This is a genomic window from Calothrix sp. NIES-2098 (assembly GCF_963875125.1).
Classification (GTDB): Bacteria; Cyanobacteriota; Cyanobacteriia; order Cyanobacteriales; family Nostocaceae; genus Aulosira.
The window spans coordinates 5465545-5480464 of sequence record NZ_CAWNKJ010000001.1 but is presented as its reverse complement, the minus strand read 5'-3'; the positions used below and the strand labels follow the sequence as shown (position 1 = coordinate 5480464).

The 14920-nt window shown below is 44.3% G+C and carries 11 protein-coding genes; 6 read left to right on the top strand and 5 right to left on the bottom strand.

Features of this window, described 5'->3' with window-relative positions:
* The first annotated feature begins 43 nt into the window (after positions 1–43).
* Complete coding sequence (locus AACU33_RS23045; RefSeq protein WP_096590900.1) at positions 44–4030, top strand: tetratricopeptide repeat protein; 3987 nt, start codon at positions 44–46, stop codon at positions 4028–4030.
* Positions 4031–4037: 7 nt separating this feature from the next.
* Here AACU33_RS23045 and AACU33_RS23040 read toward each other — a convergent pair whose 3' ends face one another.
* From AACU33_RS23040 to AACU33_RS23025, 4 genes are read right to left on the bottom strand one after another with little or no spacing between them, the layout of a single operon-like run.
* Positions 4038–4394: a DUF5615 family PIN-like protein gene (locus AACU33_RS23040; RefSeq protein ID WP_096590898.1), complete on the bottom strand. Its 357-nt coding sequence runs from the start codon at positions 4392–4394 to the stop codon at positions 4038–4040.
* The gene (locus tag AACU33_RS23035; RefSeq protein ID WP_339376227.1) at positions 4394–4768 is read right to left on the bottom strand and encodes a DUF433 domain-containing protein; all 375 of its coding nucleotides are present in this window, start codon (positions 4766–4768) and stop codon (positions 4394–4396) included. The genes AACU33_RS23040 and AACU33_RS23035 overlap by 1 nt, the downstream gene beginning before the upstream one ends.
* 34 nt (positions 4769–4802) lie before the next feature.
* Positions 4803–4958 carry a hypothetical protein gene (locus AACU33_RS23030; protein WP_339376226.1) on the bottom strand — a complete coding sequence of 52 codons (156 nt, stop codon included), beginning with the start codon at positions 4956–4958 and terminating at the stop codon, positions 4803–4805.
* Positions 4959–4960: 2 nt separating this feature from the next.
* Positions 4961–5251, bottom strand: a complete 291-nt coding sequence (locus tag AACU33_RS23025; RefSeq protein ID WP_339376225.1) for a hypothetical protein — start codon at positions 5249–5251, stop codon at positions 4961–4963.
* A gap of 93 nt (positions 5252–5344) precedes the next feature.
* On the opposite strand from AACU33_RS23025, the gene ilvA reads away from it, so the two are divergent.
* The 5 genes from ilvA (at position 5345) to AACU33_RS23000 (ending at position 13680) form a co-directional block, all read left to right on the top strand.
* Positions 5345–6856 carry a threonine ammonia-lyase, biosynthetic gene (ilvA, locus tag AACU33_RS23020; RefSeq protein ID WP_096590892.1) on the top strand — a complete coding sequence of 504 codons (1512 nt, stop codon included), beginning with the start codon at positions 5345–5347 and terminating at the stop codon, positions 6854–6856.
* 270 nt (positions 6857–7126) lie between these two features.
* Positions 7127–8344 carry a lipid-A-disaccharide synthase-related protein gene (locus AACU33_RS23015; RefSeq protein ID WP_096590890.1) on the top strand — a complete coding sequence of 406 codons (1218 nt, stop codon included), beginning with the start codon at positions 7127–7129 and terminating at the stop codon, positions 8342–8344.
* Between the two features lie 74 nt (positions 8345–8418).
* Positions 8419–10164 carry an ABC transporter ATP-binding protein gene (locus AACU33_RS23010; protein WP_096590888.1) on the top strand — a complete coding sequence of 582 codons (1746 nt, stop codon included), beginning with the start codon at positions 8419–8421 and terminating at the stop codon, positions 10162–10164.
* Between the two features lie 204 nt (positions 10165–10368).
* Complete coding sequence (locus tag AACU33_RS23005; RefSeq protein ID WP_096590886.1) at positions 10369–10995, top strand: Uma2 family endonuclease; 627 nt, start codon at positions 10369–10371, stop codon at positions 10993–10995.
* Positions 10996–11130: 135 nt separating this feature from the next.
* Complete coding sequence (locus AACU33_RS23000) at positions 11131–13680, top strand: BsuBI/PstI family type II restriction endonuclease (protein ID WP_096590884.1); 2550 nt, start codon at positions 11131–11133, stop codon at positions 13678–13680.
* Between the two features lie 59 nt (positions 13681–13739).
* Here the strand turns inward: AACU33_RS23000 and AACU33_RS22995 are convergent, their stop codons facing one another.
* Positions 13740–14690, bottom strand: a complete 951-nt coding sequence (locus tag AACU33_RS22995) for a 50S ribosomal protein L11 methyltransferase (protein ID WP_096590882.1) — start codon at positions 14688–14690, stop codon at positions 13740–13742.
* Positions 14691–14920: the final 230 nt, after the last annotated feature.

Here is a 14920-nt window from a genome sequence, read left to right as displayed (position 1 = left end):
GCGAATACGGTGAAGATTATTGTAAAATCTACTGCTGCTAGCTATGCCCCTGACATTTACCTTCGCTCTGAGTCAACAGCAAACCTTTGAACTGCGCTGTAATTATGGTTCGCGTCGCTTGGATAAAGCGGAGTTAGCAGCACTGATTGATTTGTGCGAGCAAAATTATTACACGCAACAAGTAGACCGCTTACCCGATCTCACTCAGTTGGGACGGCGACTTTATCAATGGCTGGATGGGAAGGAAGGCTGGCTGAGAAGGGCGCTGGATGAGGCGGATGAGCAGACGATTTATTTAGATTTGATTCAAACTAGTGAAGCACAGGGGTTAAACGCAGATACCCAACGGGTAGCCTTGGGATTAGCGCATTTACCTTGGGAATTGCTACATGATGGCAATGGTTTTTTAATCGAACGCCGGGATATTTCTGTGTTACCTGTGCGTGCTGTGCAGCAGCGTCAAACCCAAGTAATTGGCGTGCAAAATCGCCCGTTGCGGTTGCTGTTTATGGCGACTGCGCCGGAAGATCCGCGAGTTCCACCGTTGGGATTTGAGCGCGAAGAAGCGAACATTTTACAAGCAACCAAGGATCAGCCTTTGGCGTTGATTGTTGAGGAAAGTGGCTCGGTTGCAGAGTTAGCCAATTTGGTGAAATCTTACCCAGAAGATTATTTTGATGTCTTTCACCTCACGGGACACGGGATAATTTATTCCCAAAAAGATTACGGCTTTTTGCTGCCCAAGGGGAAAACCCTTCCAGATAATACTCCCTGCTTTATTACCGAAGATGAGGTGGGGAATTTACAACTTACCACCGTCAACGATCTAGCTAAAGCCTTTCGCGGACGCTGGCCGCGTGTAACTTTTCTTTCTGGCTGTCATACGGGACAGGTTCCGAACAAAGGAACAGTACCTTCAATGTCGCAGGCCTTGGTGAAAGCGGGGGCGGGTATGGTTTTAGGTTGGGCGCGTCCGGTGTTAGATAATACGGGTATTGTAGCAGCACAGGCACTTTATCAAGAATTGGCGACGGGGGCGACGGTGGAAGCGGCTGTGAAAGCCGCGCAGCAGGAGATGCTTGATAAAGAACGCACCGACTGGCATTTATTGCGGGTGTATCGGGATACGCGCCCCATCAAGCAACTCGTGACACCGTTGGAAACCGACAACCGTAAAAGTCTGAAGCGATCTCTAGCGCCAGAGCAAGAATTTCTCGATGAGCATAATCAAATTAAAGTTGCCAATCGGTTTGAATTTGTGGGACGCAGACGACCTTTGCAACGTTGTCTTAGAGCGTTGCGGAAAACTAGCGACGAAATCGGCGTGTTTATTGCGGGGATGGGGGGACTGGGGAAAAGTACGCTGGCGGCGCGGTTATGTACGCGAGTTGAGGCGCAGCGTCCCAAATTTGCGCGGGTGGTGTTAATTGGCCCTCTGGATGAAAGCGGTTTGCTGAATAAGCTTTCTAGCAAGTATGAACGGTTTGCTGATGTTCCAGCACTGTTGAATGAACCAAAGGTAACTCTTAAAGGACGGTTGCAAAACTTTTTTGCGGCGATTGAACAAGAACACAACCAACCTTTGCTGCTGGTGCTGGATGACTTTGAGCAAAATATCCCCACAGCTAATATTGAAGATGGTTCGCTGCGGATGACAGCACAGGCTTATGAGATTTTAGAGGCAATTTGTGCGTCATTGGCAGAGAATGGGGGAGAAAGTCGGCTGATTGTTACCTGTCGTTATTTAAAGCCAGATACTTTACCACCTCATCGTCTGCACTTGGAATCTTTGGCGGGGATGAGCAGCAGTGATATTGATAAAATCTGCTTTGCTTTAGATAAGGAAGTCAAGCAGCAGTTAAGAACGCAACAGATTCTCAAGATTGCGCATGGAAATCCCCGGTTGCTGAAGTGGCTTTTGGAGGTGATACAGCAGCCAGGATCGGCGGCGGATGAATTATTGAGTCGGTTGGAAGCGACTGAGCAGAAATTCCGCGAAAATATTTTGGCGCAAACTCTGCTGGATGCGTTGGAAGTGGAGGAGCAAAAGTTTCTGGCGCGGTTGAGTGTGTTTAATTTGCCTGTGACAGAGGAGATTGTGCGGGCAATTTCTCCCTCCAATGAATTGGCAGTTTTGGGCAAGTTAACCAGCCTTAGCTTAGTTGAATCTGCTACTACTCACCCCAATCAGCCAGTTAATTACCGGGTGACGACAATTTTAGAACCGTTGTTAGAACCAGTGTTGACTGAAGAAGAATGGCAAGCAACGCGACAGGAAGGGGTGAAGAAAATTTATCAAGCTTGGTGGGAGGAGTCTGAGCAAAGAACGGAAGCAGAAGCACTGGAAATTATGCGGTTGGGATTGCTGGCACAAGACCAGGAAATTGCTGTAATTATTGGGCAAAGAATCGCTACTTTTTGGTCGAACACTTACCGTTATGTGGAAGTAGTACAACTTTGTTCTCAAATACTGCAAAATTTTTCGGATTACCGCATCTTGGCAAGCATTGCACCAGCAGAATTTGTATTAGGAAGTGCCGAAAATGCACTGAGCCATTATCAGCAAGCCTTGGATTGTTGCCCTGAGGAGGATGAAATGTGTAAAGCTACTATATTCCATAACACAGCAGGTCTAATGGCCCAAAAAGGAGACATTCATGGAGCGCTACAATTCTGGCAGGAATCATTAAAAATTAAAGAGTGCATTGGCGATTTAGAAGGAAAAGCTCTTACCCTCAACGATATGGCACGGGTTATTGCCCAACAGGGTGACATCCACAAAGCACTTCAATTGTCTAGACAAGCGTTGGAAATTGAGGAGCGTACAGGGAATCTCCAAGGAAAAGCTAATGTTCTCCACCAAATAGCGAGAGTCCTAGCCCAACAGAGTGACATCTCACAAGCGCTGCAATTATGGCAGGAATCTTTAGAAATCAAGGACGAAATTGGAGATGCTCTAGGAAAAGCTGCTACACTCCACCAAATGGCAAGAGTGATAGCCCAACAGGGAGACATCCCACAAGCACTGCAATTATGGCAGGAATCTTTAGAAATTGATGAGGGTATAGGCAATGCCCAAGGAATTGCCGCTACTCTCAATGATATGGGACAAGTGATTGCCCAACAAGGTGACATACCGCAAGCAATGGAGTTATGGCAGCAAGCCTTGGAAATTAGCGAGCGCATAGGCTCTGCCCAAGACCAAGCTTCCGCCCTCAGCGGTATAGGATGCGTACTTTTCCAAGAGGGCGATATACCGCAAGCACTGAATTTATGGCAACAAGCTTTGGCAATTAATGACCGTATTGGTGATGCTAGAGCAAAAGCCTACATCCTAAATAACATGGGTCAAGCAACTCTCAAACAGGGTGACATACCGCAAGCACTGAATTTATGGCAACAAGCTTTGACAATTAGTGAGCATATTGGTGATGCCAGAGGGAAAGGTTTCACACTAAACAATATGGCGTGTATAGCCTTTGAACAAGGTGAAATTTATAGAGGTTTAGAGTTACTAGAATTGTCAGCACGAGCTTTCGGAGAGTCAAAAGCTTATGTAGATTTAGTAAAAGTCCTAATTAACTTGGGCGTAGCATCTGCAAGTAAGTGTCTTATTTATCTAACTCAAGCTACGTGGCTTTGTCTGAAGATTCAAACCCCTTTATCAAACGCTATTGCGCCAATTATTGCTTTATATAAAGCAGTACCTCAAGGCGATGAATTACAAGCTTTGCTAGGGGCAACGGCAATGTTCTTGTGTAATTACCGAGGTGAAGGTCATCCGCAATTAGAGGAACTTCAACGGCTTAGTCTGGGGATAATATCAGGGGCGGCGGATAGACAGGGAGTTAAGACACAGGAAGCGTTTGATGCTTGGGTTGTCCAGCAAAGGCTAAATGATCCAGAATATTTCCTTCCTCGACTCAATCAACGCCTAGAGGAGATTGTTGGGGATGGGTGGGTGTTTGAGCGTAGTCAGGTTGTGGGAGATGAGGGGGATGAGGGAGTGCGATCGCTGCTTGAGCAATGAAGATAAACTAAGGCAATGGGCGCTGACGTAACTGTGTACGCTCTACAACTGTAAAATTTCCTTCTAATGATATGCCTTCTATACTCAAAAGGCGTAGCAAGTCTTCAGCTGGTTCCTCTGGCGTAGCTGGAAAATAGCGGAAATAAACAACACCGACTGGCGATGGCATTCGCAGGCGGTAAATTAACTCACCATAATCTCGGTCAAATTTCAGAATGATTTGCCCCTCACGAACTGCGCGTGTCAAAACTTCAGAATCTTCTGCACCTGCTGCGTCTTCGCTTCCATAGGCTACATCGTAACCAGCAGAGCGCAAATATCTAACGCTCATCACAGGAAAATTCTCATTTGCGAGAAACCGCATCATCCCGCCTCAGACAAAAGCGGTAGGGTATACAAAGATTCTTCACGCATACACTCTGCTGTAAAAGCAAATACTGCCCTTAGTGCTTCTTTTGTCAGGGTGGGATAGTTTTCTAGCACTTGTTGTTCTGTCCATCCCGCCGCAAACAAACCCAACAAGAACTCTACAGATAAACGAGTTCCTTTGACAGTCGGCTTACCCAGCAAAATTTTGGGATCTGAATGAATGTACTGTCGCCAGTCCATAGTTTTTACTCCGACAAAGTTACAACCATTTTTGCACAGGATGATTTTTGTTTGGTTGCCTAGAGAGGAGATGGGATGAAGATAAGGAAGATGCGATCGCCTTGATGAATTTTTGGAAGATTTCCCCACTGTAAGCCGCGTACAGGTGCAAAAATATTTACAGTTATTGCGATCGCCTCATATTATATCCATTTAAGTAACCGTCATTGCGACCTAAAGGAAGCAATCGCAAGGGTTGGGATTGCTTCGCTCCACTACCCTGCGGGAAGCCGCCTTCCAGGCGTCTACGTTCCACTCGCAATGACAAGTTTGTATCCATAGTTAACATTGGATATTTGTTAATGAGGATAAAAGCCACATTCCCGGAGCAAATAGCCACGTTCCCGAAGCAAATAGCCACATTCCCCGAGCAAATAGCCACGTTCCCGAAGCAAATAGCCCCATTCCCGAAGCAAATAGCCACGTTCCCGAAGCAAATAGCCACATTCCCCGAGCAAATAGCCACATTCCCGGAGCAAATAGCCACATTCCCCGAGCAAATAGCCCCGTTCTCGGAGCAAATAGCCACGTTCCCGGAGCAAATAGCCACATTCCCGGAGCAAATAGCCTCATTCACCAGGGCGATGGAATGACAATTAGACCGCAAGGGATACATAAGTGCCGTAAAATTATCATTTATCGGCATCTGCTACCCCCTTGACCCTCATGTATTGCGATTACCTGGTTCAAATTCTGACTGCCCGCGTTTACGATGTTGCCCAGGAAACACCTTTAGAGTATGCCCCAAATCTTTCTAGGAGACTCAACAATAAGCTATTGCTAAAGCGGGAGGATATGCAGTCAGTATTTTCCTTCAAGCTGCGTGGCGCTTATAACAAGATGATCAACCTGCCACCGGATTTACTCGCGCAGGGTGTCATTGCAGCATCGGCTGGCAATCATGCTCAAGGAGTGGCTCTAGCTGCCAGTCGGTTGGGAACGCAAGCAATTATTGTTATGCCTGTCACCACACCCCAGGTAAAAGTGGATGCTGTGAAAGCACGGGGGGGACAGGTGATATTACATGGTAATACTTACGATGATGCTTATGCCTATGCCCGTCAACTGGAAGTAGAAAAGGGACTCACGTTTATTCACCCGTTTGACGATCCAGATGTGATTGCGGGACAGGGTACGATTGGCATGGAAATTCTGCGGCAATATCAACAACCCATCCATGCAATTTTTGTCGCCATTGGTGGCGGCGGATTAATTGCTGGGATTGCAGCTTATGTCAAGCGGTTGCGTCCAGAAATCAAGATTATTGGTGTGGAACCAGTCGATGCTGACGCGATGAATCAATCGCTAAAAGCTGGACATCGGGTGCGCTTATCCCAGGTGGGGTTATTTGCCGATGGCGTAGCAGTGCGGGAAGTCGGGGAAGAAACCTTTCACTTGTGCCAGCAATATGTAGATGAAATCATTTTGGTAGATACCGATGCTACCTGCGCCGCCATTAAAGACGTATTTGAAGACACGCGATCGATTTTAGAACCTGCCGGAGCATTGGCGATCGCAGCTGCCAAAGCCTACGCCGAACGCGAGCAAATCGAGGGACAAACCTTAGTTGCCGTCGCCTGCGGTGCTAACATGAACTTCGACCGCCTGCGCTTTGTCGCCGAACGCGCCGAATTTGGCGAACGCCGCGAAGCCATCTTTGCTGTAGCGATTCCCGAAGAACGGGGAAGTCTGCGGAAATTTTGTGAATGTATCGGCAAGCGTAACCTAACTGAATTTAACTATCGCATTGCCGATGAAAAAGAAGCACATATTTTCGTCGGCGTACAAATTCAAAACCGCGCCGATGCAACCAAGATGCGAGAAACCTTTGAAGGCTGCGGTTTCCAAACCATCGACTTAACCGACGACGAACTCACAAAATTACATCTGCGCCACATGGTTGGCGGACATTCTCCTTTAGCACATAATGAATTACTCTACCGCTTTGAGTTTCCCGAACGTCCTGGCGCGTTAATGAAGTTCGTTGGTTCTATGAGTCCCAACTGGAATATTAGTATGTTCCACTACCGCAATAACGGTGCAGATTACGGGCGAATTGTCGTAGGTATCCAGGTTCCACCGCAGGAGATGGCAGAATGGCAGGCATTTCTTGATACACTGGGTTATCGCTATTGGGACGAAAACAAGAATCCAGCCTATAAGCTATTTTTGGGGTAGAGCGATCGCGTAGAGTTAAAAGAGCAATTATTTCTGTTCCCAAATAATGAACAGAGAATATACTTCTTGCAAAAGTCGTGATTTTCAAATTATTCTTTGCAACGGCAGTTGCTACCCTGCGGGAACGCCTCCAGCGAACAAGTCGGGAAACCCCCGCAACGCGCTGCCTGGCCTTTGCGTGAGCTTTTAAAGAATATTTTTAGCGACTACCGAAGTATTTATGCAAAAAATATCACTAGGCAAGCATTTTAAACCAAACTAAACCTTAAGATGCCTTCTAAGCGAATCTTGTTTATTAGTAACGGACATGGCGAGGATAACCACACCTCTCATGTTATTCAAACCCTGCAACAATTGAGTCCTTCTCTGGAGATGGCAGCAATGCCGATTGTAGGGGAAGGAAAAGCTTACCGCAGTTTAAACATTCCCATCATTGGCCCGACACAAACGATGCCCTCTGGCGGATTCTTTTACATGAAGCGCCTCTATTTGCTCAAAGATTTTCAATCGGGGTTGATTGGGTTAACGTGGCGACAGTTACAAGCGGTGTTGCAGTATGCTCCCGACTGCGATTTGATTATGGCTACTGGGGATTTTGTCTCCCAGACATTTGCTTATTTAACCAAGCGCCCTTTCGTTTCATTTATCTCTTGTCTTTCTGCGCTGTATGAAGGGCGATTGCGGATCAATCCGCTACTGTGGCACGATTTGAATTCTGCTCGATGTCTGGCAGTTTTCACCAGAGATTCTTATACGGCTACTGACCTTCAACGCCAAGGTATAGCTAAAGCGCAGTTTGGCGGGATTCCAGCTTTAGATCGCCTCGTCCCGACTGGTAAAGACTTGCACCTCAAACCCGACATTCCGGCGATCGCTCTCCTTCCAGGGTCACGGATGCCAGAAGCAGCGCGAAATTTCTGTTTGCAGTTGCAACTGGTGGTAGAAATTGCCAAAGTAATGCCTGAATCAGGATTTCAGTTTCGCGCCGCCTTAGTACCAAGTTTGATGGCACAATTAGACGACATTGCTAAAACTCAAGGTTGGCAATTGCATCAAGGCGTACTTACCTATTCCCCTTCTGGAAGTTCTGCTGAGGAATCACCGCTTGTAGAAGTGAGATGTTATGCAGATGCCTTCAGCGATATCTTGTATTACTCTAACCTCGTCATTGGTATGGCAGGATTGGCGGTGGATTTAGCAGTAGCGATCGGCAAACCGATTATCCAAATTCCCGGAGAAGGGCCTCAATTTACCTATCAATTTGCAGAAGCGCAAACCCGGCTATTGGGCATTTCTGCCCAAACCATCGGCACAGGCCCAGCAACCCCACAGACTCTCAAACAAGCGGCTCAAAGAGTAGTTGAAACTTTACAAGATGCAGACTACCTAGCTAAGTGTCAGCAAAATGGCCCGGAGCGATTTGGCCCGCCCGGCGCATCTGAAAGAATAGCCCACTTTTTGCTCGCTTCTTTAGGAGAAATTGAGTAAAAATTTCGTCAGAATTCAGGTGCTGCTGCCAAATTTCAATCATGAAGATAAGGATAACAATCAAGAATTAAACTATGAAAGTTCGCTCTAGCTACTGGCAACTGTTACCTTATCTGTGGCCCCAATGGCCGCTGTTAGTTCGGGGATTCGCCTGTATCTTAGGATTTGTGTTGCTCACTGTAGCACTGCCCTATCTAGCAGGTCAGGTCGCTTTTTTTGTCGGTCAGGGAAATGTTAACCAGATTGCCTACTGGCTGGGACTAGCTACTGTGGTATTTTTGCTGCGAGGGCTTTGTCAATACGGGCAGAATGTCTTCACGATCGCTGCTGCTCTGAATATGGTTTTTGAGTTGCGTAAGCGGGTTTACGCTCACTTGCACAAACTCGGATTGGATTACTTTGAAACCACACAGACGGGGGATCTTACCTATCGGCTGACTGAAGATATCGACCGTGTAGGCGAGATTGTAGAAAAGTTATCCCATCAGTTTCTTTCCAATCTCTTGCAGGTAATTGCGATTCCCATTTACATGCTTTACCTGAATTGGCAACTCACCCTAGCAGGTTTGCTTTTGGCTCCAATCATGGCTTGGTTGATTGGAGCATTTGGTCAGCGATTACTCGTGTTATCTCGCCAGAGTCAAAATCAGGTTTCCAATTTGTCGGCGCTATTAACTGAAGTATTTGCTGGGATTCGTGTTGTTCAAGCTTTTGCAGCCCAAGGGTATGAAGTCAAGCGATTCAACCAGGAAGCAGATCGTAATCGTCAAGCTAAGTATCGCGCTCTACAACTCAAATCGATTCAATTTCCCGTTATTGGTTTTTTAGAAGCAGTTAGCATTATGCTGCTGTTTCTTTTGGGAGGATGGCAGATTTCTCAAAATCAGCTGACACCTCAAGGCTTTATCAGTTTCTTAGCTGCTGTGGCTATACTGATTCAGCCAATCGACTTGTTGATTAGCAATTACAACGAATACAAACAGACCGAGGCTTCTGTAGAACGCGTCTTTGAATTGATGGCGAAGCAGCCAAGTTTAAGCGAAAACCCGAATGCTAAGGAACTACCACGAGTTGCTGGCAAAGTAGAATATCGTCATGTTAATTTCGCCTACAATCTAGGTCAGCCAGTCCTCAAGGATCTTAGTCTGCAAGCTGCTCCAGGTAGTGTGATTGCTTTGGTTGGTGCTTCTGGGGCGGGTAAATCGACGTTAATTAACCTTTTGCTTCGCTTTTATGACCCCCAAGTCGGCGAAATTCTCATTGATGATATTGATATCCGCGATGTCACGCTTACCAGCTTGCGCCATCAAATTGGCATTGTTCCCCAAGACATTACGCTATTTTCAGGAACGATCGCCGAAAATATCGGTTACGGTCAAGAAGAATTAGACTTTGCAGCCATAGAAGCAGCAGCAAAGATTGCCAACGCTCACTCGTTTATCACCCAATTTTCCCAAGGTTATCATAGCTGGGTAGGCGAGAGGGGAGTGAACCTCTCCGGCGGACAACGCCAAAGATTAGCGATCGCCAGAGCGATCGTCAACGATCCGCGAATTCTTATCCTGGATGAAGCCACATCTGCCTTAGATTCCGAGTCAGAAGCCCTAGTTCAAGAAGCACTAGAGCGAGTGATGCAAAACCGTACCGTGTTTATCATCGCCCATCGCTTAAGCAGCGTTCGTCGGGCTGATTGCATTCTCGTACTAGAACAAGGACAGGTGGTTGAAACTGGTACTCACGCCGCCCTACTGGCTCAGGAAGGACGCTATGCCCGTTTTTATGCCCAACAGTTTTACTCTACAGATGCGGTAAGGGAGTAAGGAGTAGGTACAGACGATTAATTGCATCTCTACAGGAGGTCAAGAGATTTTCAGGTTATGGCATTTTAGGTTTTAGATCTGGGGTCATCGTGCTAAAACGAGAAAATTTTGCGCTTGTATATTGAAAGAGTGTGGTAGACCGAATTTACGCTGGTTCTATCGAAACCGACCTTAGCAGGGGCTAAACTAGCGAGGCAATAATTTATGAGTCAAACTTTACGTAAAATAGTTACATTTGATGAATTCGTTGATAAATATCCAGATAACACAGGAAAACGCTACGAACTACATGATGGAGTAGTAGTTGAAATGCCACAGCCATTAGGGGATCATGAACAGGTAGTTGTATTTTTAGCCACAAAAATTACTTTAGAATATAGTCGCCTAAACCTACCCTATGGCATACCAAAAACAGTATTAGTTAAACCACTGGAAAACGAATCAGCTTACTCGCCAGATGTGCTGTTACTAAATCTACCTAATTTAGTAAATGAGCCTCGCTGGAAAAAAGAATCTACAGTCAGCTTTGCAGCATCTATTCCTTTAGTAATTGAGGTAGTAAGTACCAATTGGCGTGATGATTATCATAAAAAATACGCCGATTATGAGGAAATGGGAATTCCTGAATATTGGATAGTTGATTATGCTGCTTTAGGTGGTAGGGAGTTTATAGGCAAACCCAAACAACCTACTATCTTAGTTTGCTGCTTGGATGAAGATGAGTATCAGGTTAGGAAATTTCGCGCTCAAGACCGCATCGAATCACCAACTTTTCCTGAATTGAATTTAACCGCCGAACAGATTTTTCAAGCTGGAAGCCTGTCAACTTAGGGACTACCCGAACAAGGTACTCATAAAAATCCGGACTAAAAGCTATTTTTGGGTAGAGCGATCGCCTAATATTTTAGAGAAAAGAGCGTAGTTTACTGCCAAAGGCATCGCTTCTATACAGTAACAATCAACCTGATGTTTCAATCAACTAGTAAAAAGCCAAAATTTAACAGCTTGGCAACATACGCTAATAGAAACTTACTTCGTGAAGTAGAACTTTTGAGGATTAGCGCTAGTAGAAAACAAGAGCAAAAACGTAAAGGAACACTCGGTCAATTTTTTACTCCCGCACCAGTAACAGAATTAATGGCTGGGATGTTTAACAAACTAAATCTGACTCGCATATCTTTACTGGATGCTGGCGCAGGAGTTGGCTCATTAATTGCAGCGTTTGTAGCTCACCTTTGTCAGCAACAACAACGCCCAGCTAATTTAGATATTATTGCCTATGAAATCGATCCTTTTCTGATTAACTATTTGCAGCAAACATTAGAACTATGTACCAAAGAATGTCAAATAGCTGGGATTTCTTTGAAATATTACATCCGCGATCGGGATTTTATTCAAGATGCTGTCAGGTTGCTTCAGCCTAGTTTGTTCGATAATCCTGATAATTTAAGATTTACACACGCTATTCTCAACCCCCCATATTTAAAAATTAATGCTCAATCTCAGGTGCGAAGCTTATTACGTTCTCTGGGATTAGAAACCAGTAATCTTTATACAGGTTTTATGGCTGCTACAGCCCAACTTCTTCAGCCAGGAGGGGAGTTTGTAGCTATTTCACCGCGTAGTTTCTGTAATGGCCCCTATTTCCAAGACTTCCGCAAGATGTTTTTGGAAATGATGGCTTTAGACCAGATACATCTTTTTGAATCAAGACAAAAAACTTTTAGCGAAGATGAAGTTTTACAAGAAACAATTATTATTCATGCCATAAGACAAAAACAAAAATTTGACAATGTACTCATCACCACATCTGTAAATGCTGATGATGATTTTTTGACGTCCAATTGTTTACCTTATGCGGAAATAGTTCATCCCAACGATACGCAACAATTTATCCATATTATTCCAGATACCCTAAGTCAACAGGTAATTCAACAAATGGCGAATTTTACCTGCACATTACAGGATTTGGGATTAACTGTTTCTACAGGACGTGTTGTAGATTTCCGTGCTAAAGAATATCTGCGTTTACTACCAGAGAAAAATACTGTTCCCTTGATTTATCCATTAAATTTATCAGCAGGATATGTTGAGTATCCTAAGGTCACTAAAAAACACCAAGCTTTAGTTTATACAGAAAAGACTTGTTCTCTATTGGTACCGAACGAACATTATGTTTTGACTAAACGATTTTCCACAAAAGAGGAAAAAAAGCGAGTCGTTGCTGTTGTATATGATGCTAACCGAGTTAATTGCGATCGCGTAGGTTTTGAAAATCACCTAAACTACATTCACAAAGATGGAACGGGACTGGATATTACTTTAGCACGAGGTCTTGCAGCTTATCTTAACTCCAGCCTTGTAGACGCATTTTTTCGTTTATTTAATGGACACACTCAGGTTAATGCAAGCGATTTACGCAATTTAAAATACCCAACAATAGAGCAATTAATAACTTTAGGGAGCAGTATTGGAGAATATTTTCCATCACAATCAGAACTCGATGGACTTGTACAACAATTATTAAATATGACAAATCAGTCTGAAAACGACCCTTTGAGCGTTAAAACTCGTATTGATGAAGCACTACAAATATTAATTGAACTTGGACTACCACGGGCACAACTTAATGAACGTTCAGCCTTAACCTTGCTGGCTCTACTTGGCTTAAAATCGAACGATCCTTGGTCTGAGGCTGCATCTCCTTTAATGGGGATTACACCGATGATGGAATTTATGGCACAGCACTATGGCAAATCATATAAACCGAACACACGCGAAACTGTTCGCCGCCAAACAGTTCATCAATTCTTAGATGCAGCTTTGATAATTACAAATCCCGATGCTCCTGAACGTCCCATTAACAGTCCAAAAACTGTCTATCAAATTGAAGAAACTGTACTGAAATTACTACGTACTTATGGAACTCCTAAATGGCAAAAAAGCATTCATACTTACCTAGCTTCAGTCGAAACTCTAAAAAAACGTTATGCTCAAGAACGAGAATTAGCACGTATCCCCATAGTGATTGAAGGAGAGGTGAAAACGCTATCTCCAGGTGGGCAAAATATTTTAATTGAGAAGATTATTAATGAATTTGCACCTCGGTTTACACCTGGTGGAAAATTAATTTATGTTGGCGATACAGATGAAAAATTTGCTCATTTTAATGAAAGTGCATTGAGAGATTTAGGTCTGAATGTTGATACTCATGGGAAAATGCCCGATGTGATTATCCATCACTTAAAAAATAACTGGTTAGTTTTAATTGAGGCGGTAACTTCTCACGGATCAATTAACCCTAAGCGCAAGCAAGAACTTAAAAATATCTTTGCTGATATAACAATTCCTCTAGTAATGGTGACAACTTTCTTAAGTCGTAAAGCTATGGTAGAGTACTTGGACGAAATTGCCTGGGAAACTGATGTTTGGGTTGCTGAAGATGCTACTCATCTCATCCATTTTAATGGTGAATATTTATTACAGGCTTATCAAAGAAATTCAGAAACAACATAAGCTGAATTTCGATAAGTTTGTAGTAGTTAAAAATCTGGTCTGAAGTCCTGACTAAGAAGTTATTTCAACTGATAAGCAAGTGCAATCCACTCATCTTGGCGTTCGCAATCGAAATACTCAAATCCTGCTTCTGTGAATGCTGTAGCCAAATCTTCTTCAGCATCTACAGTAAAACCAGCAGCAATTACCAGTCCATGTGTATGAGTTTGACACAGCGCTTTTTGGTAATCAGGAGCTAAGGCAATATGTATTCTAGCGGGAATATTTGCAACGATCAGGTCAAATTGATTTTTCGCCTCAACTGTGGGCACATTATTAATAGAGTCGCCACCTAGCCAATGTCCAAAATCGCTACCACATCCCAGGCTACCTTCTGTGACTGTTACTTGCTGCTCTACGCCATTACGCGATACAGCATCTTGAGTTGCTTGCACAGCAATAGTGTCATTGTCTAAAGCTAAAACATTCGCCCCAAGTTTTGCGATCGCTACACTCAAAATACCAGAACCAGACCCCAAATCAAGCACATTCATTCCTGGGGTAATATGACGCTCAAGTAGTTTCAGGCTGAGTATGGTTGCAGGATGTAACCCACTACCAAAAGCCAGGCTGGGTTTCAGTATTAAGGTGATTTCCTCTGCTTGCGCACCATATGGCAGATCGGCAGAAAGGACAACAAACTTTTGCCCAATTCTGTGTATGAGGGAACTTGCGAGTTCTGCATCTACTGGTTTTTCTTCAACTACAGCCATCTGGAGATCGCTAGCCAGCCCTGTGCGTTGCAATGGTGAGAATAATTTGGCGATTTCTGACCCACGCATATTTGCATGGATATCGTAGGGTAGGTATAAGCTGATGGTAAATGTCCAGTCTGGTTTTATTTCTTCACTCTCTGATTCTGTGTATTTCTTAATACGAATGTCATTAGTAAAGTTATTTTTGGCAAGTAACGTACAAACCCAATCAACCGCCTCATCTGTGGTATTGAGGCTTAACTCCATCCATGACATATTTACTTCCTTCAGGGTCGCCTCATAGAAGCAGAACAAATCTCACCGCACGGCTTTCTATTGTAACGGCGATCTAGTCCTAGGCTAAAGTAAAATTCTGTCATCTTGAGGATTTTGACCTCTTAACTCACCCCAGAATTAGAATGGGTAGTGTTAGAGGTATAGGCATTAGTATTCACCTGAAAATGAAGGTTGAAGGATGAAGCTGGGAAAGTTTCAGACTTCATACT

Bases quoted from the DNA above. Each gene is read 5' to 3' on its own strand.
- AACU33_RS23045 (WP_096590900.1), top strand. From the start codon at position 44: ATGCCCCTGACATTTACCTTCGCTCTGAGTCAACAGCAAACCTTTGAA.
- AACU33_RS23040 (WP_096590898.1), bottom strand. From the start codon at position 4,394: ATGCGGTTTCTCGCAAATGAGAATTTTCCTGTGATGAGCGTTAGATAT.
- AACU33_RS23030 (WP_339376226.1), bottom strand. From the start codon at position 4,958: ATGGATACAAACTTGTCATTGCGAGTGGAACGTAGACGCCTGGAAGGC.
- AACU33_RS23025 (WP_339376225.1), bottom strand. From the start codon at position 5,251: ATGAGGCTATTTGCTCCGGGAATGTGGCTATTTGCTCCGGGAACGTGG.
- ilvA (WP_096590892.1), top strand. From the start codon at position 5,345: ATGTATTGCGATTACCTGGTTCAAATTCTGACTGCCCGCGTTTACGAT.
- AACU33_RS23015 (WP_096590890.1), top strand. From the start codon at position 7,127: ATGCCTTCTAAGCGAATCTTGTTTATTAGTAACGGACATGGCGAGGAT.
- AACU33_RS23010 (WP_096590888.1), top strand. From the start codon at position 8,419: ATGAAAGTTCGCTCTAGCTACTGGCAACTGTTACCTTATCTGTGGCCC.
- AACU33_RS23005 (WP_096590886.1), top strand. From the start codon at position 10,369: ATGAGTCAAACTTTACGTAAAATAGTTACATTTGATGAATTCGTTGAT.
- AACU33_RS23000 (WP_096590884.1), top strand. From the start codon at position 11,131: ATGTTTCAATCAACTAGTAAAAAGCCAAAATTTAACAGCTTGGCAACA.
- AACU33_RS22995 (WP_096590882.1), bottom strand. From the start codon at position 14,690: ATGTCATGGATGGAGTTAAGCCTCAATACCACAGATGAGGCGGTTGAT.